Origin of the sequence: Promicromonospora umidemergens, assembly GCF_024171995.1 — a bacterium.
Classification (GTDB): Bacteria; Actinomycetota; Actinomycetes; order Actinomycetales; family Cellulomonadaceae; genus Promicromonospora; species Promicromonospora umidemergens.
Genome location: NZ_JAMTCT010000001.1, coordinates 407403 through 428798, shown reverse-complemented (window position 1 = coordinate 428798; position 21396 = coordinate 407403). Strand labels below are relative to the sequence as shown.

Genomic DNA, 21396 nt, shown 5'->3' with positions numbered 1-21396 from the left:
AGGGCCTGCCACCGCCTTGCTGTGGCGGCTTAAAAAGCATGAACTGCCTCTTTATTCGAGTACGCTGGCCCCATGGCAGATCTGGCAGTACGAGCCGACGTCGAGGACCTGGTGTCGACGTTCTACGAGGCGGCGTTCCAGGACCCGCTGATCGGGCCGGTATTCACCGAGATCGCGAAGATGGACCTCGATCACCACCTCCCGATCATGTGCGACTTCTGGGAGACGGTGCTGTTCAACGCCGGCCTCTACAAGCGCAACGCGCTGCAGGTGCACTTCGCCCTGAACTCCCGGCACCCGCTCGGGCCGGACCATTTCGAGCGGTGGGTGACCCTGTGGTCCGCGACGGTCGACGCACGGTTCTCCGGGCCGGTCGCCGACCGTGCGAAGCTACAGGCGAGCCGGATCGCCGAATCCATGCAGCGGCGCCTGGCCGGACGGTCGGGCAGCCTGCTCGAGACGATCAGCCGCCGCGAGGGTATGGCACCCGCATCGGAGGTGTGAGGATCAGTCCGATGACAGGACGAAGCGAGGACTACCACGCCGCACTGGCCTCGACCAGCCGCCGCCAGGTCCTGGACGTCCTCCTCGCGGCGGCAGAGCCGCTGGACGCCGCCGGCGTCGCCGAGGCGCTCGCGCTGCACGTCACCACCGCGCGCTTCCACCTGGACCAGCTCGCCGACGCGGGTCTGGCCCGGCGTCGGCCCAGCGCGGAGAAGCGGCGCGGGCGGCCACGCATCCTCTACGCGCCGGCCGGGGCCGCGCACGACTCCGATGCCCGCGAACAGCTCGTCGGGGTTCTCGCCGACACGCTGGCTCGCGAGAAGGAGCCGGCCGCCGACGCGACCAGCGCGGGCCGTCGATGGGCCGACACCTTCGACGCCTCGGCCGCCGACGGGCCTGTCGGCGGCCTGGTCGAGGTGCTCGACCGGATCGGGTTCGACCCGGAGGTGACGCCGGACGGGCAGACGATCCGGCTGCATGCCTGCCCGTTCCGCGGCGCCGCCAGGGAACATCCCGAGGTCGTGTGCTCCGTGCACCGCGGCCTGGTCCAGCGGCTGCTCGAGACCACTGGGCCAGCAGCCCAGCTCGTCCCCTTCGTCGAGCCGGAGCTGTGCCTCATCACGCTCGACCGGCCGGCGACCCTATGACGACGGCGCTCCCGGCTTCGTGCCCCATCGTGGGACGCCGCGACAGCCGACAGATGCCTGTGCGTATCGTGTCGCTGCCCTTGCACCACCCGAACGGAGAAATCGCGTGCCCCACCTGGACGAGCGCCTCATCCCGGTCTTCGACGAGGTCATCACCCGCAACCCCGGGGAGACCGAGTTCCACCAGGCCGTCCGCGAGGTGCTGGAGAGCCTGGGCCCGGTAGTGGCCAAGCACCCCCAGTACACCGACGCGGAGGTGATCCGGAGGCTGTGCGAGCCGGAGCGGCAGATCATCTTCCGGGTGCCGTGGACCGACGACGCCGGGCGGGTGCAGCTGAACCGCGGCTTCCGGGTCGAGTTCAGCTCCGCGCTCGGCCCGTACAAGGGCGGCCTGCGTTTCCACCCGTCGGTATACCTGGGGATCGTGAAGTTCCTGGGCTTCGAGCAGATCTTCAAGAACTCGCTGAGCGGGCTGCCGATCGGCGGGGCGAAGGGCGGCAGCGACTTCGACCCGAAGGGTCGCAGCGAGGCCGAGATCATGCGGTTCTGCCAGTCGTTCATGACGGAGCTGTACCGGCACCTCGGCGAGTACACCGACGTCCCGGCCGGCGACATCGGCGTCGGCGGACGCGAGATCGGCTACCTCTTCGGGCAGTACAAGCGCATCACCAACCGGTACGAGTCCGGCGTCCTCACCGGCAAGGGCCTCAGCTGGGGCGGGTCCCAGGTGCGCACGGAGGCGACCGGTTACGGGACGGTCTTCTTCGTCAACGAGATGCTCGCCCACTCAGGAGAGTCCTTCGACGGCAAGCGGGTCGTCGTGTCCGGCTCCGGCAACGTCGCGATCTACGCGATCGAGAAGGCGCACCAGCTCGGTGCCCGCGTGGTGGCGTGCTCCGACTCCGACGGGTACGTCGTCGACGAGGCCGGTATCGACCTCGACCTGCTCAAGGAGATCAAGAACGGCCACCGCGGCCGGGTCGCCGACTACGCGGAGCGGCGCAGCAGTGCGCGGTACGTCGAGGGCGGATCGATCTGGCAGGTGCCGTGCGACATCGCGCTGCCGTGCGCCACCCAGAACGAGCTGGACGGCGCCGACGCGAAGAGCCTCGTCGAGAACGGCTGCCTGATCGTCGCAGAGGGCGCCAACATGCCGACCACGCCCGACGCCATCCGGCTCCTCCGGGACGCGGGCGTGCGGTTCGCACCCGGTAAGGCCGCGAACGCCGGCGGCGTCGCCACCAGCGCACTCGAGATGCAGCAGAACGCCTCGCGCGACTCGTGGACCTTCGAGCACACCGAGGCACGTCTCGCCGAGATCATGCGCTCCGTCCACCACCGGACGCTGGAGACCGCCGACGAGTACGACGTGCCCGGCGACTACGTGGCGGGCGCGAACATCGCCGGTTTCACCCGGGTAGCGGACGCCATGCTCCACCTCGGACTCATCTGACGGCGCGGCTGCCGACCAGGCGACGGAGCCCAGCGCGCCCGGCACCCGAGCCCGGCTGACGGCGGGGACGACAGTCTTCGGGACCGTGCGCGGCAGTGCCCGCCACCCACGGTCCCGGTCCGGCACCGGTCGACGCCCTGGCGCACCCTCGAGGGCCGACTGCAGACTTCGTCGGCGCCTCGACCGACGACTGCAGACTTGACTGCGGTTTTCCGGTCTCTCACCGCAACCAGGTCTGCAGTCGGCATCCGTGGCCGCGACCAACTCTGCAGTCGCAAACGGGCTTGCCGAGAGGTGGACCCGCGCCGCCGTCGACGGACGGCCGGGCTCCACCGCTCAGCCGGGAGAGCTGCCCTGGACGTCGAGCTCGGGAGACGTGCCGTCGTTCGCCGCGTCCCACCAGTCGAGCACCCGCGTGGCGTAGAACGTGAGCCACTTCGACGGCTCCCCCGGCGGCACGTCCACCTCGAACCAGACCCGCCCCGGATGGCGGCCCTGCTGCGGCCAGGTTCCGTCCGGGCGGCGGGCGGCCCTGACCACACCGACGGCGTCGGCGAGCCGAGGGTCAGGCCCGACGCCGTCGTGCAGCGCCGCCGCGCGAAAGTAGTCCAGGGCGTTGAGCGCGCTGAAGCCCCAGCGGAACGGGTACCCGAACCGCGTCGCCCACGGGCCAACGGGCTCGCCCGTCGACAGGGTGCGGAGCAGCCGCCGGTCCAGCAGGTACTCCTCGCCTGCCCGACGCGCGGCCCGCAGCTCGTCGCTGCCGCCGGTCGTCGCCTCGTAGTACAGGAGGCCCTTCAAGGAGCCGAGGGTGGAGTGGAACGACGAGCGGGTCGAGCCCTCGACCCACTCGCAGTTTCAGCCGCCGTCGGCGAGGCGGTGCTCGACGAACCACTGCGCGATGCCCGAGACGTCCGCGCCGAGCCAGGCGCCGTTGGCGAGCGTGAGGCCGTTGATGCAGCAGTCGACCTCGCCGTCCCAGTAGGGCAGGTCGTCGTACTCCCACCGGCTGTTCGCGGCGAGCTTTTCGACCGTGCCGGACAGCTCGGCGGCGTCGAGGCCCCAGTCGCGCAGGGTGGTGAGCGTCCACGTCGTCGCGGCCCAGGGCTGGCCCTCCTCGTCGCCCAGGAAGCCGGCCGGGAAGTAGGCTCCGCCGGCCCACTGCCCGTCGGGATCTTGCAGCGCGAGCAGGCGAGCCCCGAATCCCTCCGTTGCGACACTGGTCCGGGTGGCACGCCATACGTCGTCGGGCGCGCACGCGAGGTCGCGTTCGACCTGCCAGCGCAGTGCTGGGTCAGCGTCGAGCAGCCAGTCGAGCAGCTCCGGTGTCATCGGGAGAAGGCTACTTTTCAGCGGGCCGGTCCGCGAGGTCCAGCCCCGGTCCGCAGGTGGTCAGGAATCGAGAAGCGCCCGGTGCCGTGCCGAACCTAACGTGATGGGCATGGCAAACATCGACTCCGTCACCCTCGAAGTAACCGACCTCAGCACCGCACGTTCCTTCTACGACGCCTCGTTCGACCTGGGCGACCGGCTCCACCTCCGCGAGACGGATGCACCCACCAGCGGGTTCCGCGGGTACCACCTGTCGCTCATCTCGTCCCAGCCGGGAGACGTCAACGCCCTGTTCGACGCCGCCGTCGCCGCGGGAGCCACCATCCTCAAGCCCGTCGCCAAGTCCATGTGGGGCCACGGCGGCGTGGTCCAGGCGCCCGACGGCGCCATCTGGAAGCTCGCGACCTCCGCCAAGAAGGACACCGCCCCCGTCTCCCGGAAGGTCGACGAGATCGTGCTGCTCATCGGGGCGGACGACGTGTCGGCGAGCAAGAAGTTCTACGTCGGTCGCGGGCTGACCGTTGGCAAGAGCTTCGGGTCGTACGTCGACTTCAAGATGGGCTCCAGCCCGATCGGGTTCGGCCTGTACAAGCACTCCGCGCTGGCCAAGGACGGCGGGGTCGCGCCGGAGGGGACGGGCTCGCACCGGATCGCGGTGAACAGCGACCTCGGGGAGTTCGCGGACCCGGACGGGTTCGCGTGGGAGCCGGTTCGGGCGAGCCGGTAGTCGCCTCTGGCGTGCCTCGCCGGCGGTCTTGGCATTTCTGGTGACTATGGCCGCTGCGCGGCACCTGTCCGGGCGCGCGTGCATTGATTGACCGTCAATGAGGCGGACGGCCGAACCAGAGCTGCACTCACCCCGAGGAACAGCATTCCCGATGGGAAAGCCGCTCGTGCTGCCGACCGAGCCCTGTCGACGTCACCACCGAACTGGCGCTTCGCATGCAGAACCAGATCAAGCGGGCGCCCCTTACCGAAAGATCGAGCGACATGTCTCCCTATCCCCCACAGCGCCCCCACCATGCCTGTCGATCCGACAACTATCAGAATGATTCGAAAGAACGGGCTGAACAGTGACCGCTCGAACCGGCTCAAACTTTCGACCGCAACCAATGAGCCTGGTATCACAACGTCCATCCAAGCCCTCCCGAGATGTCGACCTCATCGTTCGCATCGGTTATGCCCATGGGTCGACGTCATTTATCAAGCTTCGCCGTTCTTCCTCGAAGCCCAGGAACCGAAGGCTGCGCCTCCCCTTGATCCCGACGTCGCCGAGCAACCATGGGTGAAGCGAATCGTCAACTATCGCGACCAAGAACTCTAGTACGCCGAAAGGCAGTTCATGCCACAAGGTTGACGACCGCGACCAGACAAGTATCGTCCACTCGTCCGGGTCAGCCCTCGACGGATTCCAGCACAGGAGATCGGCGCTGGCAGTAACCCCCCACACAATCGGTTCCAGCTTCGTGCCTGTGGCAGCTGATCCGTTGAACTGCCGCCAAGTCGCCCGCGCCGTTTCGGTCTCCTGCCGTACTGACCCTGCAAAATTCCCGTCGCCACCCGGATCAAGGATCGTGATGTAATCCTCGATCCCTCCGGCGCCGTAGGTCTCTATCAGCCAGGAATAGTCGCCCGGCGGACGCAACTCGGAGAACTCCTCGAAAACGTTCCAACCGTGATTCTCGGCGGCGACGGGTGGCGGCATGACTGCCAGGACCCGGTCTCTCAGACTCGACATCTCACTCCCAGAATTTTTCGCAGAGGGTCCCTCAGGGTCGTGTGCCCTTCGCGGTCGCCCCGTCGAGCGCCCCGCTCACCAGCAAGCGCAGCGCCGGGATCACCTCCGCCTCGAACCAGGGGTTCCTGGTCTGCCACCGGAAGTTGAGCGGGGACGGGTGCACCAGCGGGATCATGGACGGCAGGTACTCCGCGTACGCACGTACGGTCTCGGTCAGGCTCGGCTTCGCGCGGCGTGCCAGGTAGTACTTCTGGGCATAGCCGCCCACCAGGATCGTGAGCCGGAGGTCCGGCAGCTCGGTGAGGATCCGCTGGTGCCACAGGCCGGCGAAGTCCTTGCGCGGCGGCAGGTCGCCGGAGGTGCCCTTGCCCGGGTAGTAGAAGTCCATCGGGACGAGCGCGATCACGTTCGGGTCGTAGAACTGCTCGTCGTCGACGCCGAGCCAGGACCGCAGCCTCACGCCGCTGGCGTCGTCCCACGGCACGCCGCTCTCCTGGGCCTTCCGGCCGGGGGCCTGTCCGACGACGGCGATCCGGGCTCCCGGCGCGGCGGTGTAGAGCGGCTCGTACCCGAGCTCTCGCGCCCAGGCGTTGGACTGGTGCGCAATGATCTCGGCCCGGATCTGATCGAGAGTGCTGGGCACGGCTCTCCTTCGCGTCTGCTGAGGCCCGGGCAGGGCTGCCCGGTGCAGCCCAGTCTGTCCCCCGTGCGAGCTACCTGCGAGTGTCCACCCTGCGGTGACGATTCCGGGCCGCCGGATCCATAGCGTTCGGGGTAGCCCGCGGCACTCCGGCCGCGGCTTCTCAACAAGGAGTCATCGTGCGTCTGGTGTGGCAGCTCTTAGCGGTTATGGCGGTCGCCCTCGCGGGTGGTCAGGCAGTGATGGCGGTCCAGGGCAACCACTGGCTGGAGCTCGTCATCGGGTTGGCCACGGCCGTGCTCGCGGTGTTCGTCTACGCCTGGGTCGTACGCCGGACCGAGCGCCGCGCACCGGTGGAGGTGGAGCTGAGGAGCGCCGCACCCGGGATCGGCCTTGGCACGCTCATCGGCATCGGCCTGTTCGGCGCCGTCATCCTGAACATCGCCTTCCTCGGCAACTACACCGTCAACGGTTTCGGCACGACGTCGGGCGCGATCGGCCTGGTCGGCTTCATGGCCGCTGCGTCCGTCACGGAGGAGCTGATGTTCCGCGGCGTCCTGTTCCGCATCATCGAGGGCTGGACGGGCACCTGGATCGCGCTGACGCTGACCAGCGTGCTGTTCGGCGCCGTGCACCTCTTCAACCCGAACGCCAGCCTGTTGGGCGCCCTCGCCATCGCCATCGAGGCCGGCGGGATGCTCACTGCCGCCTACATCGCGACCCGCAAGCTGTGGGTGCCGATCGGTCTGCACTTCGGCTGGAACATCGCAGGCAGCGCGATCTTCAGCACCGAGGTCTCCGGCAACAACACCCCACAGGGTCTGCTGGACGCCACGATGTCAGGTCCGTTGCTGATCACCGGCGGCGAATTCGGCCCGGAGGGAAGCGTCTACTCCGTGGTGTTCTGCGTGCTGGCGGCCGGGGTGTTCATGTGGCTGGCCCACCGGCGCGGCTACCTGGTCCCTCTCCGGCGCAGCGCGCGGTCGGGTGCGGCCGCTACGCTCCCTCGGTGATCGATCCCCAGCAGGTCCTGGACCGGTGGCACCAGCTCGACGTCACGGTCCGGGACCTGCCGCTCGCGCTCGCGCTGGCGGGTGCGGCGTTCGTGCCGCAGCTGCTGGACTACGGGACGCAGATCGGTGATCTACCCGCTCGTCCGCTGGACGGGTGGGCCGTGCTGGTGATCGCTCTCCAGTGCCTCCCGCTCGCCGTGCGCCGGCGGTGGCCAGCCGTGTGCATCGTGCTGGTGTCGCTCGGTTTCGCCGTCGGCCAGGTCCAGGGCTACCACTCGTTCGCGGCCAACGCGCTCGGCATCACGCTGGTGAGCACCGGCGCGTACCTGGCACACCGACGGCGGCTCGTCCCCGCCGTCCTCTCGGTGGCCTACGTGGCGATGGCCGTCGCGCTCGACCGGCTGACCGGGGCCGAGCGAGTGGACGAGTTCGTGACGTTCTACCTGGCGATGGCCCTCGCCTGGGGCGTCGGCTCGTGGCTGCGCTCCACCCGGGCGGCCGAGGCCGATCGCCGGCTCCGGGTCGCCGAGGAGACCCGCACCGCCGAGCGCACGCGGATCGCCCGCGAGCTGCACGACGTCGTGACCCACCACGTGACGGCCATGGTCGTGCAGACAGAGGCTGCCCGGTACCTGACCGGCGCGCCCGACCGTCTCGACGAGACCCTGAACGCGGTCACCGACACGGGTCGGCGGGCCATCGGCGACCTGCGGCACCTCCTGGACCTGCTCGACCCGGGCCACGACGCCGCCGTCCGGACGCCGTCGCTCCGGGAGCTGCGCACGCTCGTCGAGCAGACCCGCCGGGCCGGGCAGCCCGTGGAGCTCACCGAGGAGGGCACACCATCGGAGTCGGCAGGGAGCGCCGAGCTGGTCGCCCACCGGGTGGTGCAGGAAGCCCTGACGAACGCCCTCAAGCACGCACACGGCAGCCCGACGGCGGTCGGCGTGCGCTACGACGACAGGGAGATCACCGTGGAGGTCAGCACCGCCGGGACCGGACCTGAGCAGGCCCTCGTCGGCGCCCGCCCTCGCTCACCGGGCGGGAGCGGCCGGGGCCTGGTCGGGCTCCGCGAACGGGTGGACGCCCTGGGCGGCGAGTTCGGCGCGGACCGCGGGGCCGACGGCGGATTCGTCGTCCGGGCGCGCATCCCCACCGGGAGCCCGGCATGAACCCGCCGATCCGGGTCCTGGTGTGGACCGCGTGCAGGCAGTGGTCCACGCCTACCGCAGCGGCCCGGTGACCTAGGGCTGGTCCTCGGCCTCGGCCTCGGCGAGCAGCGCGCCACGGTTGGTCCGGATGAACGCCTTCAGCGCGGCGGGCACCAGAGCGACGGCGGCAAGTGCGCCGTCGTCCCTCAGGTCCATGTGCTCGACGGCGTAGGCGCCCCGGGCCGGGTCCTGGAGCTCGGGGCCTGACCGCAGCCCGAGCTCCATCGAGACGACCCGCGCGAGGAAGTAGTGGTGCACCGCCACCCCGGCGTCCTTGGGCTGGGACGTCAGGAACACCTGCCGGACGACCTTCGCCGTCGCACCGAGCTCCTCGAACAGCTCCCGGTGCAGCCCGCCCTCGACCGAGGCGTCGTCGGGCTCGACACCACCACCGGGCGTCACCCAGTACGGGGCACGGCCCCGGACCGTTCGCTTGATCAGCACGAGCCGGCCCTCCTCGTCCAGCAGGATCGCCCGTGCCGCACGCCGCACCACCACCGACGGAGTGGTCGACGTCGCGGGGACCTCGTCGACGACGGGTGCCTGGCGCAGGTAGCCCTCGAACAGGGGGCCACCCGCCGCGTCCAGCGTCGCCCGTGCCACGGCGACCATCGTGTCGTCGTCGTGCCGGGCGGCCACCCAGCGGGCGGCGTATCCGGCGTCCCAGGCGCGCAGCTCGCGCAGCAGCCACTTGCCGCCGCCGTCCCACCTGCCGGCCGCCGCCAGCGCGAGGTGCCCCACCCGCTCCCACAGCACCGACCGCACGACGTCGGCCTCGCCGCCGTCGCGCGCGTACGCGAGGTCGTCCAGCAGGTCCGTCACGCCGTACCGGGCATCCTCCAGCGCGCTGTTCGACGCCGGTCCGGGGCCCGCTTCCAGCATCTTCTGGCACTGGGCCTTCAGCCCGGCGACGTCGGCCTCGCCGGCCACCGGCACACCCGTGGCGATCATCCGCACCAGCGTCGGCTTTCTGCGCGCCATCTCCTGCGCGATGAACCAGCGGTGCCCGTCCTCGGTGTTCACGAACAGCTCCACCGGCCAGCCACGCCAGCGCACCGAGTCACGGTGCCCGACGGCGTCGTCGGGCACGCAGACCACGATGTCGAGGTCCGACCCCGCCGTCCGGGCGCCCGGGTCGAGCACGCTGCCGGCCAGCAGCGCCCACCGAGCGTGGGGATAGCGGTCAGCGACCAGGGCGGCGGCATCGGCGATGGGGTCCACGGCAGCCATCATCTGTTACTCGGGCAAACGGGCCTATTCGTTACCGTGAATTCGCGTCTCGCGCCCGGAGGAGATCGTCGGTGAGGTGGATGAGCCCCGCGGCCGTACGCCGGAAACCGCAGGACTCCAGGTAGAAGGCCTCGAGGTGCGGCTCGAAGTCGACGAACAGCCACTCGCAGCCGGCCGCCCTGGCTCCCTCGGCCGCTCGGCGCACCACGGCGGTGCCGACTCCGTGCCGCTGGTGGCTCGGGCGCGTCTTGGTGTCGATCAGGAAGGCGTGGTCCGCGCCGTCCCACGCCACGTTGACGAACCCCACGAGCAAGCCGCTGTCGGTCCGGGCGGTGACCCAGCCCAGCGAGTGACCGCGGACGCGGTCCCACCAGCCGGGCTGCGGGCTGCCGCCGTGCGACTCGGTGAGATCCACGATCTCGTCGTCCGACACCGGTCGGCGCCAGTCCAGGATCAGTTCATCTGTAGGCATGGTGCTCAAGGGTGACGATGACCTGCCCGGACAGCAAGCGCATACTCGCCAGTTCCCGGCACACCGGGCAGAGTTCACGCTCCCGAGGCAGGCGGATGGAGATGCGTGAGCCGCACATGCCACCGATTTCACAGCTTGGCGGCCCGGTAGACGAGTCGATGGCCGCCGGCGACGTCGCGCACGAGGTCACGGACGATGGTGCCCAGATCGGGCCAGTCCCAGAACCACAGTCCGAGCGCAGCAAAAGCGAAGTAGTCCTCGTGCCACCGCCACTGGTTCAGCTCGACGCTCGCCCGACACTCCGGACACGATGTCGGTGCCGGCGACGCAAGCAGCCAGGCATCGACACCGCCGAGCAACCCGTGGGCGTCGGGGTCGAGACGATGGCCGCACCGGGGGCACTGAGCCCACTCGTACTCGCCCTGCCCGCCCCAGAACACCTCCCGCGTCGCAATGATCCGCACACCGCCCGGCGGCCAAGGCTCCGCTTCCTCTACCGCGTCCGCCCAGCGCGGCCCGTACTCATACCCAGGGTCACCGAACGCTGCCCCCTGGACGATGTCAGGGCTGAGAATCTCACGTTCCGCGAGTCTGGACGTGATTACCTCCGCCAGCCGTGGAGCTTCGTCGTCCGTCGCGTCGACGTCGGCGATCCATTGGAACCACGTTCCCACCGTGCGACTCCTCGCTCATATCTGGGACGACCTGTCGCCCTGGCCTCGCCGATCAACCCGCTGATCATGCCTCGCGGGAAAGGTCACACTCTGCTCCTCCGACACGACATGCACCGGCTCCAGGAGCGTGGGCCCTCGCCACGGTGATCACGTCCGGCATCGCCAGGGCCCGCCACCTCTCCAGGTCCGGCTCGGTCCCCGCGAGCACGGCATCGAGCAAGGTCCACGCGGTACCGTGCCCGACCAGGACGACGTCGCGCCCAGGATGTTCCGCGAGGATCTGCCGTACCGCGGCAACCACCCGCGACCGAGTCCGGGCGAGCGGCTCCCAACCCGGGCGGACCTCGGAGTCCGGGTTCGCGAACGCCTTGCGGACCGCGTCAGTGAAGTCCGGCACCCAGCCGGTGCCGCTGCGGTCGTGTTCCCTCAGGTCCTCCACCACGGGCACCTTCCGCCCGGCCAACAGGAGCGCCGTGCGCGCCGCCTTCGGCTCGGGCGAAGTGAACCAGACGGCGTAAGCCGGCCACGGCGCCCGCGCAGCCAGGTCCGTCACCAGGTGCTCGTGCTCCGGGTCCAGGACCCACGTCGACGCCGGGACGGCCGGGTCAAGGATCGGCCATCCGTGCCGGACCAGGTAGAGAGCCACCGCGCAAGGGTATGCCGCGCTCTCGGAGCGCCGACCGGCGCGTTGACCGTCAACTACGACGTACGGATCAGAACAGCTCGGGACAATTTCCTTCCTCCGCGATCCCAGGAGCCCGTACGATCCGCGCTATGACGGGCAGACGCCGGACAGCGCCGGACCCAGGAGCAGCCGCGTCGAGCGGCCGGGACGAACCGCTCGCCGACGCCGGTCGCGGCGTGGCGGGCGAAGTCATCGGATCGCTCGTCGCCCTCATTGCGGGCCCATGGGTACTCCTCGTGAACATGGTGAACGCCTACGGGTTCCTGACGCCGTCCACACCGGAGCCTCGGCACACCATCGTCTACGCGATCGTCGCCGTGACCATGCTGGCCGGGGTCGCTTGGACCTTCGTCTCGGCCCGGCGACGGAATGCGGGCATCATCGCGTACGTCTGGCACGTGCTGGTCGGAGCAGTGGCAGTCGCGGCGATAGTGCTGACGATCGTGCCCCAGGTGGACTGGCGCTCGCTGAACGACCCGCCGCCCGTGGAACCCAACGTGGACTACGACCCGTGCTACTCGGGCGGAGATCCCTGCGGCTGACCGGAGTTGCCAGGTGTACTGTCCGCGGCCCCGCGGTCGCGCACGCCTCACCGCAGCACGGCGATGCCTGCCCCCCGCACCGTTACCGTCGTCGCGCCGAGGCGGCTCTCCACCGCCGCCGGGTCGGTCCCGAGCACCGCTGCCGAGTCGAGCACGAGCCGGGGTGGCTCGCCGTCGTGCTCGACCACCACCGACACCGGCCGCTCCTCCAGCGCGAGCACCACGTCGACGCGGCCACCTCTCTCGACAGCGCCGCCCTCGACGGCGCCGCGCGTCAGCACGACCGCCCCGTCCTCGACCCGCACCGTCGTGGCCCTCCGGTCCCCCGACGCGATCGCCGGCTCGGTGCGCCGGAGCCGGACCAGCGCCCGGTACAGGCCGAGCATCCGGCGCCCGTCGTCGGACCGGGCCTCCGCCCAGTCGAGCCGGGACGCCTCGAACGTCTCGCGCGCCTGCGGGTCGGGCACCGTCACGTCGGCCCCGTACAGCTCGGCCCAGCCGTGCCCGCCGAACTCCCGGGCACGCCCGCGTGAGATCGCCGCCGCCAGCTCCGGCTCCTCGTGGTCCGAGAAGTACAGGAACGGCGTGGTCGCGCCCCACTCCTCGCCCATGAACAGCATCGGGGTGAAGGGACCGAGCAGCACGACGGCCGCGCTCACCGCGAGCGCCCCGGGTGCCAGCACCCGGGAGGGCCGGTCGCCGAGCGCCCGGTTGCCCACCTGGTCGTGGTTCTGGGAGCAGACGACGAAGCGGCGCCCGTCCAGGCCGGGTGGCACCGGCGCGCCCCAGGGCTTGTCGCGGAAGGTGGACCAGCCGCCGTCGTGCACGAAGGCCCCGGTGAGGGCCTTGGCGAGCGTCTCGGGCGCGCCGAAGTCGTCGTAGTAGCCGTGCCGCTCGCCGGTGAGGAGGGTGTGCAGGGCGTGGTGGACGTCGTCGGCCCACTGGGCGGTCATGCCGTACCCGGGGCGGCCCTGGAACGCCTCGCCGGTGGGCGTGACGGTGCGGGGGTCGTTGGCGTCGGACTCGGCCACCAGCGAGAGCGGCCGCCCGACCTCCTTGGCGAGCGTCGCGACGGCGTCGGACAGCTCGGCCAGCAGGTGTTGAGGCGAGTCGTCGACCAGGGCGTGGACTGCGTCGAGGCGCAGCGCGTCGACGTGGAAGTCGCGGAACCACCGCAGCGCCTTCTCGATGACGAAGGCCCGCACCTCGGCGGCGCCGTCGCCGTCGAGGTTCACGGCCGCTCCCCAGGGCGTGTGGTGCCGGTCCGTGAAGTAGGGGCCGAACTCGGCGAGGTAGTTGCCCGAGGGGCCGAGGTGGTTGTCGACGACGTCGAGGCAGACGGCGAGCCCGCGCGCGTGCGCGGCGTCAACGAAACGCTGCAGCGCGGACGGGCCGCCGTACGACTCGTGCACCGCCCAGAGGGCGACGCCGTCGTACCCCCAGCCGTGGTGTCCGCCGAACGCGGCCAGCGGCATGAGCTCGACGACGTCGACGCCGAGGTCGGCCAGGTGGTCGAGGCGCCCGACGGCGGCGTCGAGCGTGCCCTCGGGCGTGAACGTGCCGACGTGGAGCTCGTAGGTGACGGCGCCGAGCACGTCGCGGCCGGCCCAGGCGGCGTCGGCCCACGGGTGGGCGGCGGCGTCGAACGTGCGCGACGGGCCGTGCACGCCGACCGGCTGCCAGGGGCTGCGCGGGTCGGGGCGCGGCGGGCCGCCGTCGAGCGAGAACGCGTAGTCGGTGCCGGGCAGTAGGGGACGTGGGGTGCTCCACCAGCCGCCGTCGTCGGCAGTCATGGGCTCCGTGCTGCCGGACGTCGGCAGGAAGAGGTCGACGCGGGAGACGCGCGGTGCCCAGACGCGCAGGGTCGGGGTCATGCGGTAGCTCCGTCCGTGCCCTCGACCGCGCCGGTCGGCTCCGCCACGAGCAGGGCGACGGGCCAGGAGCCGAGGAGGTCGCCGAGGTGCACGGCGCCGCCGTCCTCGGTTGAGCCCGTGAGCACCGACCGCCAGGCCTCGCCCGGGGTGGGCTCTGGCAGCACGACGGTCGCTTCCGCCAGGCCCGACGTGTCGCCGAGCCGCGTCGCCACGACGGCGACGCGCGGCCCTGCCGCATCCCGCCGGGCGAACGCCACCGCGCGGCCCGTGGTCACGGGCAACGGCTCGTAGCCCGCGTCCTCGCCGACGAACGCGCCGGGGTGCGCCCGCCGGAGGCGCAGTGCAGCGGCCGTCACCACGAGCTTCTCCTCCGCGAGGTCCGACGGCGTCCGGCCCGCATCGAGGGCGGCGAGCGTGCTCGCGAGCGCCTCCAGGTCGACGGGCCGCCGGTTGTCGGGGTCGACGAGCGAGGTTCCGGTGACCTCGGTGCCCTGGTAGACGTCGGCGACGCCGGGCACGGTGAGCTGGAGCAGCTTGGTCGCGAGCACCGAGCGCCGGACCGTCGGCGCCACCTGCTCTACCCAGCCGGTGAACCCTGCGACGACGTCGGAGTGGATGAGCAGGTCGGTCGCGTACCGCACCAGGCCCTCCTCGCGGGTCTCGTCGGGCGCGGTCCAGGTGGTCCACGCCTTCTGCTCGCGCGCTGCCTTGACCAGGTACGCGGTGAGGCGGTCGGCCTCGATCGGTCCCGCCGGGGTCCACGTGCCCGCGAGCGTCTGCCACAGCAGGTTCTCGGTGCGGCCGTCGAGGTCGGCGGGGCGCAGGTCCGCCGTGGCCTCGCGCAGACGCCGCACGAGCGCGGTCCAGGCGTTCGCGTGCGCGGCGATCGCGCCGATGCGCGAGCGCACGTCCTCGCCGCGCTTGGTGTCGTGCGTCGAGCCCGCGGTCATCGTCGCGGGCCACGACTCGGCCGTGCGCCGCGCGTGCTCGTGGAGCTCGTCGGGCCCGATGCCGAAGTGCTCCGGTGCCCCGCCCACCTCGCACAGGCTCACCAGGTGCGTCCACCGGTAGTACGCGGTGTCCTCCACGCCCTTGGCCATGACGGCACCGCACACCTGCGGGAACCGGACGACGAGCTCGGCCCGCCGTTCCTCGCCCTGGCGGCCCGCGGAGCCGACCTCCCGTCCGAGCACCAGGTCGACGACGACGTCCAGCGTGTCGTGCCGGTCCGGGTCGAGCCGCGACCGGGCGACGTCGGCCGCCTCGTGCACGACGCGCTCGGCCAGGGGCGGCGCCGTCTCCCCCGGCACGACGTAGGCCCGGTACCGGCCGAACGCGACGACGAGCTCGGTGACGCAGTCCTGGAGGGACCGGAACGTGTGGTCACGCAGCCGGACGTCCTCGCGGCAGATGTCGGCGAGCATGGTCGTCAGGAGGTGGGTCTCCGCGTACAGCGAGGTCTCGACGATCTGCCGTTTGGCCTCCTCGACGAGGTCGTCGAGGGTGGTGTGCTCGCCCGTCACCTCGTGCAGGAGGCCGGCGAGCGGCACGGCGCCGTCGGGGTCGACCTGCAGGGCGTGCAGCCGCCACGCCGTGTCGTAGCCCGTGGTCCCGGCGACCGGCCAGTCGTCGGGCAGCTCCTCGCCCTCCTCGAGGATCTTCTCCGCCGCGACCCACGCGCCGCCGGTCGCGTCCCCCAGCCGGCGCAGGTAGCCGCGGGGATCGGCCAGCCCGTCAGGGTGGTCGATCCGGAAGCCGTCGACCACGCCCGCCTCGAAGAGCTCGAGCAGCAGCGCGTGCGTGGCGTCGAAGACCTCCGCGTCCTCCACGCGGATGCCCGCCAGCGAGCCGACGTCGAAGAAGCGGCGGTAGTTGAGCTCCTCGTCGGCCACGCGCCAGTACGCGAGCCGGTAGTGCTGGCGGCCCACCAGCTCCGCCAGCGGCAGGTCCTCCGTCTCCGGGCGGACGGGGAACAGGTGGTCGTAGTAGCGCAGGACGGGCTGCTCCTCGCCGGTACCGCCGTCCCCTGGCACGACGGCGTGGTCCAGGACGAGCTCCCCCGCGGCGAGCACCGTCCCGATCCGCGCGCCCAGCACCGGCATGAGCAGCCCTTCGCCCTCGGCGAGGTCGACGTCGAACCACCCCGCGTACGGGGACTCGGGCCCGTGCTTCAGCACGGACCACAGGGCACGGTTGTGCCAGGCGGGGGCCGGGACAGCCATGTGGTTCGGGACGACGTCGGCGACGACGCCCATCCCGCGCGCGTGCGCCGCGGCCGCGAGCCGTTCGAGCCCTTCCCTGCCACCCATCGTGTCGCTGATCCGGGTGTGGTCGACGACGTCGTACCCGTGCGTGGATCCCGGCGCGGCCTGCAGGACGGGCGAGAGATAGAGGTCCGTGACCCCGAGCGTGTCGAGGTACGGCAGCGCCTTCTCGGCCTCCGCGAACGTCAGGTCTTGTCCGAGCTGGAGGCGGTAGGTGCTGACCGGAGTGCGGCGTCCTGGTCCAGGGAGATGAGAATGCACTGTGCCTCCGTCGCTCGGTGGTCGTTCGGCCGTCCCGCGTGCTCCACACGATCGCTGATCTCGGGTTATACCGCCAGGCCGCGGGGCGAGACTCTCATCCTGCTCTCACGAACTTCTCATGCTGGCCTGGAAAGGTGGTCTCTCCGCCCGACGGAAGGAACGGACCGCATGTCCAAGCTCTCCAACATGATCGGCCTGGCCAAGAAGGCGCTCGACGCCCAGACCGGGCAGCAGCAACAGCAAGGGTCGCCGCAGGGCGGTTCGACGGGTCAGAAGTCCTGGCGGTCCACGCTCGAGGACGTGGCCGCCGCGGTGGGCGGACGTGGTCAGGCTGAGCAGACACCGGGCCGTGCGCCCGCGTCGCATGGCTACCCCGCCGCCCCGCAGGGCCGGCCGAGCGCACCGGGTTCGACCGACGCCGACCGCCAGGCCATCGCCCGCTACGACTACCTCATGCAGACCGCCGAACCGCACCAGATCGAGCAGATCCACACCGAGTCGTTCGCCCGGCTGACGCCGGCGCAGCGCGAGGCGGTGCTGCAGCGCATGCAGGCGGACCTGCCGGCGCACGAGCAGCCACGCTCGTCCGACGTCGCCGATCTGTCCCGGGCAGCGGCACGGACGGAGGCCCGTCGGCCGGGCTCCATGCGGTCAGTACTCGCGAAGGTCGGCACGGGCGGAGCCGTTGCGGGAGTCGCCGTGGGAGCGGTGGGCGTCCTTGGCGCGGTCGCGGCCGGTGCCGCGGTGAGCAGCGTGGCCGGCCCGCTCCTGGAGAACGCGGCCAACCTCGGGGTCGACTTCGAGACGCTCGCCTCAGGCGTCGACGTCGAAGGGCTCACGTCATCGGTCGGCGAAGTCGGCGCGGGTGCTCTCGACGAGGCCACCGCTGGTGTCGGAGACCTCGGTACCGGCGCTCTCGACGAGGCCACTGCTGGGGTCGGGGACCTCGCCGGCTCGGCCGACGGCGCGCTGTCCGGTCTCGGGGACCAGGTCTCCGGGGCGGGCGAGCAGTTCTCGGACCTTGCCAAGGGGTTCGACCCGCGCGACCTGTTCTGAGCCGCGCTGCTTGACCGAGGCTGACGTGTGACGTACCCCTTGTGCTCCGGCGCGGGACAGGAGCAGCTCGAGCACGAGGGGCGTCAACGCCGGGTCGTCCGGTCCTGGCTATGACGAGCAGGCGGTGACCCGCGCCACGCGGGTACCGAGTCATCGGATCGCACATCGCCCTCGCGGGCCCTCTGCTGATCACCTCACGACATGACAATGGCCCAAACCCAGTTCCATGGGTTCGGGCCATTTCTGATGTCCTGCGACACCAGACACGTAGCGGGGACAGGATTTGAACCTGTGACCTCTGGGTTATGAGCCCAGCGAGCTACCGAGCTGCTCCACCCCGCGATGACACCCTCAGGTGCAGACCAAAGGTACCACGCGCATTCGGACGATGAAGCACTACATCGGAAGATGCAAGGTCGAGAGTTAGCCCGAAGGCTCGTAGAGCGGATCGCGGTCTGTGCCTACTTTCGACAGAGGAAGGTTCCCCTCCCTCACAGAAAGGTCGCCTCATGACCTCGACCACGATCGCGAGCCCGCCGCAGGCCGACTCCGCCGTGCGCCTCGTCCACCTCACCAAGACCTACCCGAACGGCCCGGAGCAGGTCGCTGCTCTTCAGGGCGTATCGCTCGCCATCCGGCCCGGCGCGTTCACCGCGATCATGGGCCCGTCGGGCGCGGGCAAGTCGACCTTCCTCAACCTCGCCGCGGGTCTCGACACGCCCACCCACGGCCAGGTGTTCATCGGTGATATCGACATCACCGAGCTCTCGTCGGACGCCGTCACCCGCTTCCGCCGACGCCACGTCGGCTTCGTGTTCCAGTCGTACAACCTCATCGGCCACCTCACCGTCGGCGAGAACATCCAGCTGCCGATGCTGCTCGACGGCCGACGCCCCGACGAGCAGTGGCAGCAGGAGCTCGTCGAGTCCGTCGGGCTGACGGGCATGACCGAGCGCCTGCCGGGCGAGCTGTCGGGGGGCCAGGCGCAGCGCGTCGCCATCGCCCGTGCGCTCATCACGCGGCCAACGGTCGTCTTCGCCGACGAGCCGACCGGTGCCCTCGACCGCCGCACGGGCGACCAGGTGCTCGACGTGCTGCGCGGCGCCGCCAAGCGCTTCACGCAGACGCTGGTGCTCGTCACGCACGACCCGCACGTCGCAGCGACCGCGGACGAGGTGCTCTTCCTGGCAGACGGGCGACTGGCCGGCGGGCTCGTGGCGCCGACCCCGAGCCAGATCGCCACCCGCCTCGTCGAGCTGGGGCGGTAGCGCCATGTGGTCCTTCGCCCGCTCAGCAGTACGCGCCTACCGCTCCAGCTTCATCGGCAGCTTCCTCATCGTCATGGCGGCCGCCGCCCTCCTCTCGGCCAACGGCGTGCTCGTGGAGAGCGGCCTGCGTGGTGACGCGCCGTTGCTCACGACCGTGGCCGCCTCGTTCGCCGGCACGGCGATCCTCGTCGTCGTGCTCGTCGTCGCCTCGACCTTCGCCTCGGCGCTGCGACAGCGCAACGCACAGTTCGCCCTCCTGCGCGCCGTCGGAGCCACCACCGCACAGGTGCGCTCGATGGTGACGGCCGAGGTCACCATCGTCTTCGCGCTCGCGGCACCGCTGGGCGCCGTCCCGGGACTGTTCGCCGCGAGGCTGCTCACACCCGTGCTCGAGTCCGGCGGCATCGTGCCTGGCGGGCTCGGGCTGACGATCTCACCGCTTCCCGTGATCGGGTCGCTGCTCCTGCTGTTCCCGACCGCTCTGCTCGCAGCAAGGCTCGCCGCCCGCGAGGTGACCAAGGTCAGCCCGACCGCGGCCGTGCGCGGTGCTTCTGCTGAGTCGGCCGGCCTTTCCGGAGTGCGGCGGGTTGCGGCGGTCACGCTGCTCGCATCGGGCATCCTCGTGGCCGGTACGCCGTTCATCGTGCCCGGCACGCTGGGCAGCGCTGCCGGAGCGACGTCCGCCTTCCTGCTCATCAGCGCCGCGGCACTGGCCGGCCCGGCGATCGTCGGCACGATCGCCCGGCGGGCAGCGCGCGCCACCCGCTCCTCGAGCAACGCAGCCGCCATGCTCGCCCTCGTCAACAGCCGTGGCTTCTCGCGTCGGATCACGGCGGCGATCATCCCGCTCGCCCTCTTCCTGGCGCTCGGGACCGTGCAGACAGGCGTCAACGGCAGCATGGTGGACGCTGCGGGCATGCAGCTGCGTGCCGGCCTGGGCTCGGACGTCATCATCACCTCTCCCGACGGCGTGACGGCCGAGCAGGCAGCCGCCGTCGGCTCCACTCCGGGTATCGACGCGGTCGTCGCCAGCTCGACGGTGCCCGCAGAGGTCAAGGTCGAAGACGAGGACCTAGGCGGCCTCTCGTGGGAGCAGACCGGCCTCCGTGCCGTGACCGGGAGTACTTCGGGTCTTGTCGACGCGGAGGTGACCGCAGGCTCCCTGGACGACCTCGCCGGCCCCGCCACGATCGCCGTCAGCGGCGAGAGCCTCTTCGCCACGGGCAAGAGCGTCGGCGACACGGTGGAGCTGCGGTTCGACGGAGGCGCCGTCGTCTCGCCGACCATCGTGGCTGTCTACGACCGGGGCCTCGGCCTCGGCAGCTACATCATCGACGAGTCGTCGCTGCCCGGCTCCGTCCGGCCGGCAGCAGCGGACCTGCTGTTCGCGCAGGGGTCGGCAGACCTGGCCCACCTCGGGCTGCGGACGGTATCCGTGGACGACTACGTCGACGAGACGGCGGCTGGTGCGGCGGCGCAGCAAGAGCTAGGAGCGATCCTGCTGTTCGTCCTCATCTTCTTTCTCGCGATCGCCGCCGCGAACACCCTCGTCATGCTCACCAGCGCGCGCAAGCCGGAGTTCGCCCTCCTGCGCCGCGTCGGCACGACCCGTCGTCAGCTGACGTCGATGATCTCGATCGAATCGGTGTTCGTCATGGTCATGGCCTTGGTGATCGGCACGCTGTCGGTGGTTCCGGCCCTCGTGGGCGTCGCCTACGGCATGCTCGGTCGCTTCGCGCTAGCGATCGACTGGCCGGTGTACGGGGCGCTGGCCGGGGCGGTGGTGCTCATCGCATCCGCGGCGATGATGGTGCCGGCGAGGGTTGTCGGTCGGGTCCGGGCCGGCGCTCAGCAGAGCCGGTAGCGCCTCTCCGGCCGCCCCGCCGTGCCGTAGTTGAGGCGCACCGCGGCGCGGCCCGTCGTCGCGAAGTGCTCCAGGTAGCGGCGCGCGCTCACCCGGCTGACGCCGACGGCGTCCGCGCACTCCGTGGCACTGAGCTCGACGCCGTCCGCGAGCGCGGCCAGCACGGCGTCGGCCGTCTCCTGACTGAGCCCCTTGGGCAGCTGGGCGCGCGGTCCGCCCTGCGGTGACCGCGCGAAGACGGCGTCGATGTCGGCCTGGAGGTCCTCCTGGCCGACGTCGACGCCGCCCAGACCGTCGAGGGCCTGCCGGGTGCGGCGGAACTCCTCCAGCCGCGCGGCCAGGTCCTCCGACGCGAACGGCTTGACGAGGTAGTGCGCGGCCCCGCCCGCCGCGGCGGCGCGGACGGTGTCGACCTCCCGGGCCGCGGTGATGATGACGATGCCGACGTCGTGTCCAGCTGTTCGCAGCCGCCGCAGCACCTCGATGCCGCTCACGTCGGGCAGGTGCACGTCCAGCAGGACGAGGTCGGGCCGCAGCCGTTCGACGGCGGCGAGCGCGTCGGCGCCGGTGTGCACCTCGCCCACCACGCGGAACCCCGGCACCCGCTCCACGAAGCGTCGGTGGATCGACGCGACCATGAAGTCGTCGTCCACCACGAGCACGTCCAT

At 71.1% G+C, this 21396-nt stretch carries 19 protein-coding genes, 1 tRNA gene and 1 pseudogene; 10 read left to right on the top strand and 11 right to left on the bottom strand.

The window, feature by feature from the left end:
* Positions 1–72 precede the first annotated feature (72 nt).
* From APR04_RS02005 to gdhA, 3 genes are all read left to right on the top strand, one after another.
* Positions 73–504: a group III truncated hemoglobin gene (locus tag APR04_RS02005; RefSeq protein WP_253867475.1), complete on the top strand. Its 432-nt coding sequence runs from the start codon at positions 73–75 to the stop codon at positions 502–504.
* Positions 505–515: 11 nt separating this feature from the next.
* Positions 516–1151, top strand: a complete 636-nt coding sequence (locus APR04_RS02000; RefSeq protein ID WP_253867474.1) for a helix-turn-helix transcriptional regulator — start codon at positions 516–518, stop codon at positions 1149–1151.
* Between the two features lie 106 nt (positions 1152–1257).
* A complete protein-coding gene (gdhA, locus tag APR04_RS01995) occupies positions 1258–2604 on the top strand; it encodes an NADP-specific glutamate dehydrogenase (protein WP_308292311.1) in 1347 nt (448 codons plus the stop codon).
* 336 nt (positions 2605–2940) lie between these two features.
* Here gdhA and APR04_RS01990 read toward each other — a convergent pair.
* A pseudogene (locus APR04_RS01990) lies at positions 2941–3936 on the bottom strand (squalene cyclase).
* A 109-nt stretch (positions 3937–4045) separates the two neighbouring features.
* On the opposite strand from APR04_RS01990, the gene APR04_RS01985 reads away from it, so the two are divergent.
* Positions 4046–4663 (top strand): VOC family protein, encoded by a 618-nt coding sequence (locus APR04_RS01985; RefSeq protein WP_253867473.1) that lies wholly within the window; start codon positions 4046–4048, stop codon positions 4661–4663.
* Between the two features lie 450 nt (positions 4664–5113).
* On the opposite strand, the gene APR04_RS01980 is transcribed toward APR04_RS01985, so the two are convergent.
* The gene (locus APR04_RS01980; protein ID WP_253867472.1) at positions 5114–5674 is read right to left on the bottom strand and encodes a hypothetical protein; all 561 of its coding nucleotides are present in this window, start codon (positions 5672–5674) and stop codon (positions 5114–5116) included.
* Between the two features lie 31 nt (positions 5675–5705).
* A complete protein-coding gene (locus tag APR04_RS01975) occupies positions 5706–6317 on the bottom strand; it encodes a uracil-DNA glycosylase family protein (RefSeq protein WP_253867471.1) in 612 nt (203 codons plus the stop codon).
* Positions 6318–6493: 176 nt separating this feature from the next.
* Here APR04_RS01975 and APR04_RS01970 point away from each other — a divergent pair, with 176 nt between their 5' ends.
* A complete protein-coding gene (locus APR04_RS01970; protein WP_253867470.1) occupies positions 6494–7327 on the top strand; it encodes a CPBP family glutamic-type intramembrane protease in 834 nt (277 codons plus the stop codon).
* Positions 7324–8499: a sensor histidine kinase gene (locus tag APR04_RS01965; protein ID WP_253867469.1), complete on the top strand. Its 1176-nt coding sequence runs from the start codon at positions 7324–7326 to the stop codon at positions 8497–8499. Before APR04_RS01970 ends, APR04_RS01965 begins: the two co-directional genes overlap by 4 nt.
* 72 nt (positions 8500–8571) lie before the next feature.
* On the opposite strand, the gene APR04_RS30865 is transcribed toward APR04_RS01965, so the two are convergent.
* From APR04_RS30865 to APR04_RS01945, 4 genes are all read right to left on the bottom strand, one after another.
* Positions 8572–9759, bottom strand: coding sequence for an NUDIX domain-containing protein (locus APR04_RS30865; protein WP_253867468.1), 1188 nt, complete (start codon positions 9757–9759; stop codon positions 8572–8574).
* Between the two features lie 40 nt (positions 9760–9799).
* The gene (locus tag APR04_RS01955; protein WP_253867467.1) at positions 9800–10240 is read right to left on the bottom strand and encodes a GNAT family N-acetyltransferase; all 441 of its coding nucleotides are present in this window, start codon (positions 10238–10240) and stop codon (positions 9800–9802) included.
* Between the two features lie 128 nt (positions 10241–10368).
* Positions 10369–10914, bottom strand: coding sequence for a zinc ribbon domain-containing protein (locus tag APR04_RS01950; RefSeq protein WP_253867466.1), 546 nt, complete (start codon positions 10912–10914; stop codon positions 10369–10371).
* Positions 10915–10978: 64 nt separating this feature from the next.
* Positions 10979–11560, bottom strand: a complete 582-nt coding sequence (locus APR04_RS01945; RefSeq protein WP_253867465.1) for a histidine phosphatase family protein — start codon at positions 11558–11560, stop codon at positions 10979–10981.
* A gap of 128 nt (positions 11561–11688) precedes the next feature.
* On the opposite strand from APR04_RS01945, the gene APR04_RS01940 reads away from it, so the two are divergent.
* Positions 11689–12141, top strand: a complete 453-nt coding sequence (locus APR04_RS01940; protein WP_253867464.1) for a DUF6234 family protein — start codon at positions 11689–11691, stop codon at positions 12139–12141.
* A gap of 47 nt (positions 12142–12188) precedes the next feature.
* Here the strand turns inward: APR04_RS01940 and treZ are convergent, their stop codons facing one another.
* Together treZ and treY are read right to left on the bottom strand one after the other, a co-directional pair.
* Positions 12189–14015 carry a malto-oligosyltrehalose trehalohydrolase gene (treZ, locus tag APR04_RS01935; RefSeq protein WP_253867463.1) on the bottom strand — a complete coding sequence of 609 codons (1827 nt, stop codon included), beginning with the start codon at positions 14013–14015 and terminating at the stop codon, positions 12189–12191.
* Positions 14012–16540, bottom strand: a complete 2529-nt coding sequence (gene treY / locus APR04_RS01930) for a malto-oligosyltrehalose synthase (RefSeq protein ID WP_253867462.1) — start codon at positions 16538–16540, stop codon at positions 14012–14014. The genes treZ and treY overlap by 4 nt, the downstream gene beginning before the upstream one ends.
* A gap of 168 nt (positions 16541–16708) precedes the next feature.
* Here treY and APR04_RS01925 point away from each other — a divergent pair, with 168 nt between their 5' ends.
* On the top strand, positions 16709–17596 hold the full coding sequence (locus APR04_RS01925) for a cation-transporting ATPase (protein ID WP_253867461.1): 888 nt from the start codon (positions 16709–16711) through the stop codon (positions 17594–17596).
* A 268-nt stretch (positions 17597–17864) separates the two neighbouring features.
* Here the strand turns inward: APR04_RS01925 and APR04_RS01920 are convergent.
* Positions 17865–17938: transfer RNA gene (locus APR04_RS01920), tRNA-Met, on the bottom strand.
* Positions 17939–18105: 167 nt separating this feature from the next.
* On the opposite strand from APR04_RS01920, the gene APR04_RS01915 reads away from it, so the two are divergent.
* Complete coding sequence (locus APR04_RS01915) at positions 18106–18864, top strand: ABC transporter ATP-binding protein (RefSeq protein ID WP_253867460.1); 759 nt, start codon at positions 18106–18108, stop codon at positions 18862–18864.
* A gap of 4 nt (positions 18865–18868) precedes the next feature.
* Positions 18869–20728 carry an FtsX-like permease family protein gene (locus tag APR04_RS01910; RefSeq protein ID WP_253867459.1) on the top strand — a complete coding sequence of 620 codons (1860 nt, stop codon included), beginning with the start codon at positions 18869–18871 and terminating at the stop codon, positions 20726–20728.
* Here APR04_RS01910 and APR04_RS01905 read toward each other — a convergent pair.
* Positions 20713–21396, bottom strand: a complete 684-nt coding sequence (locus tag APR04_RS01905) for a response regulator (RefSeq protein WP_253867997.1) — start codon at positions 21394–21396, stop codon at positions 20713–20715. The two genes, APR04_RS01910 and APR04_RS01905, sit on opposite strands and share 16 nt — an antisense overlap.

What these genes read in the sequence shown, in the direction of transcription:
- APR04_RS02005 (WP_253867475.1), top strand. Translation starts at nt 73, where the DNA reads ATGGCAGATCTGGCAGTACGAGCCGACGTCGAGGACCTGGTGTCGACG.
- APR04_RS02000 (WP_253867474.1), top strand. Translation starts at nt 516, where the DNA reads ATGACAGGACGAAGCGAGGACTACCACGCCGCACTGGCCTCGACCAGC.
- APR04_RS01985 (WP_253867473.1), top strand. Translation starts at nt 4,046, where the DNA reads ATGGCAAACATCGACTCCGTCACCCTCGAAGTAACCGACCTCAGCACC.
- APR04_RS01980 (WP_253867472.1), bottom strand. Translation starts at nt 5,674, where the DNA reads ATGTCGAGTCTGAGAGACCGGGTCCTGGCAGTCATGCCGCCACCCGTC.
- APR04_RS01955 (WP_253867467.1), bottom strand. Translation starts at nt 10,240, where the DNA reads ATGCCTACAGATGAACTGATCCTGGACTGGCGCCGACCGGTGTCGGAC.
- APR04_RS01940 (WP_253867464.1), top strand. Translation starts at nt 11,689, where the DNA reads ATGACGGGCAGACGCCGGACAGCGCCGGACCCAGGAGCAGCCGCGTCG.
- treZ (WP_253867463.1), bottom strand. Translation starts at nt 14,015, where the DNA reads ATGACCCCGACCCTGCGCGTCTGGGCACCGCGCGTCTCCCGCGTCGAC.
- APR04_RS01925 (WP_253867461.1), top strand. Translation starts at nt 16,709, where the DNA reads ATGTCCAAGCTCTCCAACATGATCGGCCTGGCCAAGAAGGCGCTCGAC.
- APR04_RS01915 (WP_253867460.1), top strand. Translation starts at nt 18,106, where the DNA reads ATGACCTCGACCACGATCGCGAGCCCGCCGCAGGCCGACTCCGCCGTG.
- APR04_RS01910 (WP_253867459.1), top strand. Translation starts at nt 18,869, where the DNA reads ATGTGGTCCTTCGCCCGCTCAGCAGTACGCGCCTACCGCTCCAGCTTC.
- APR04_RS01905 (WP_253867997.1), bottom strand. Translation starts at nt 21,396, where the DNA reads ATGGACGTGCTCGTGGTGGACGACGACTTCATGGTCGCGTCGATCCAC.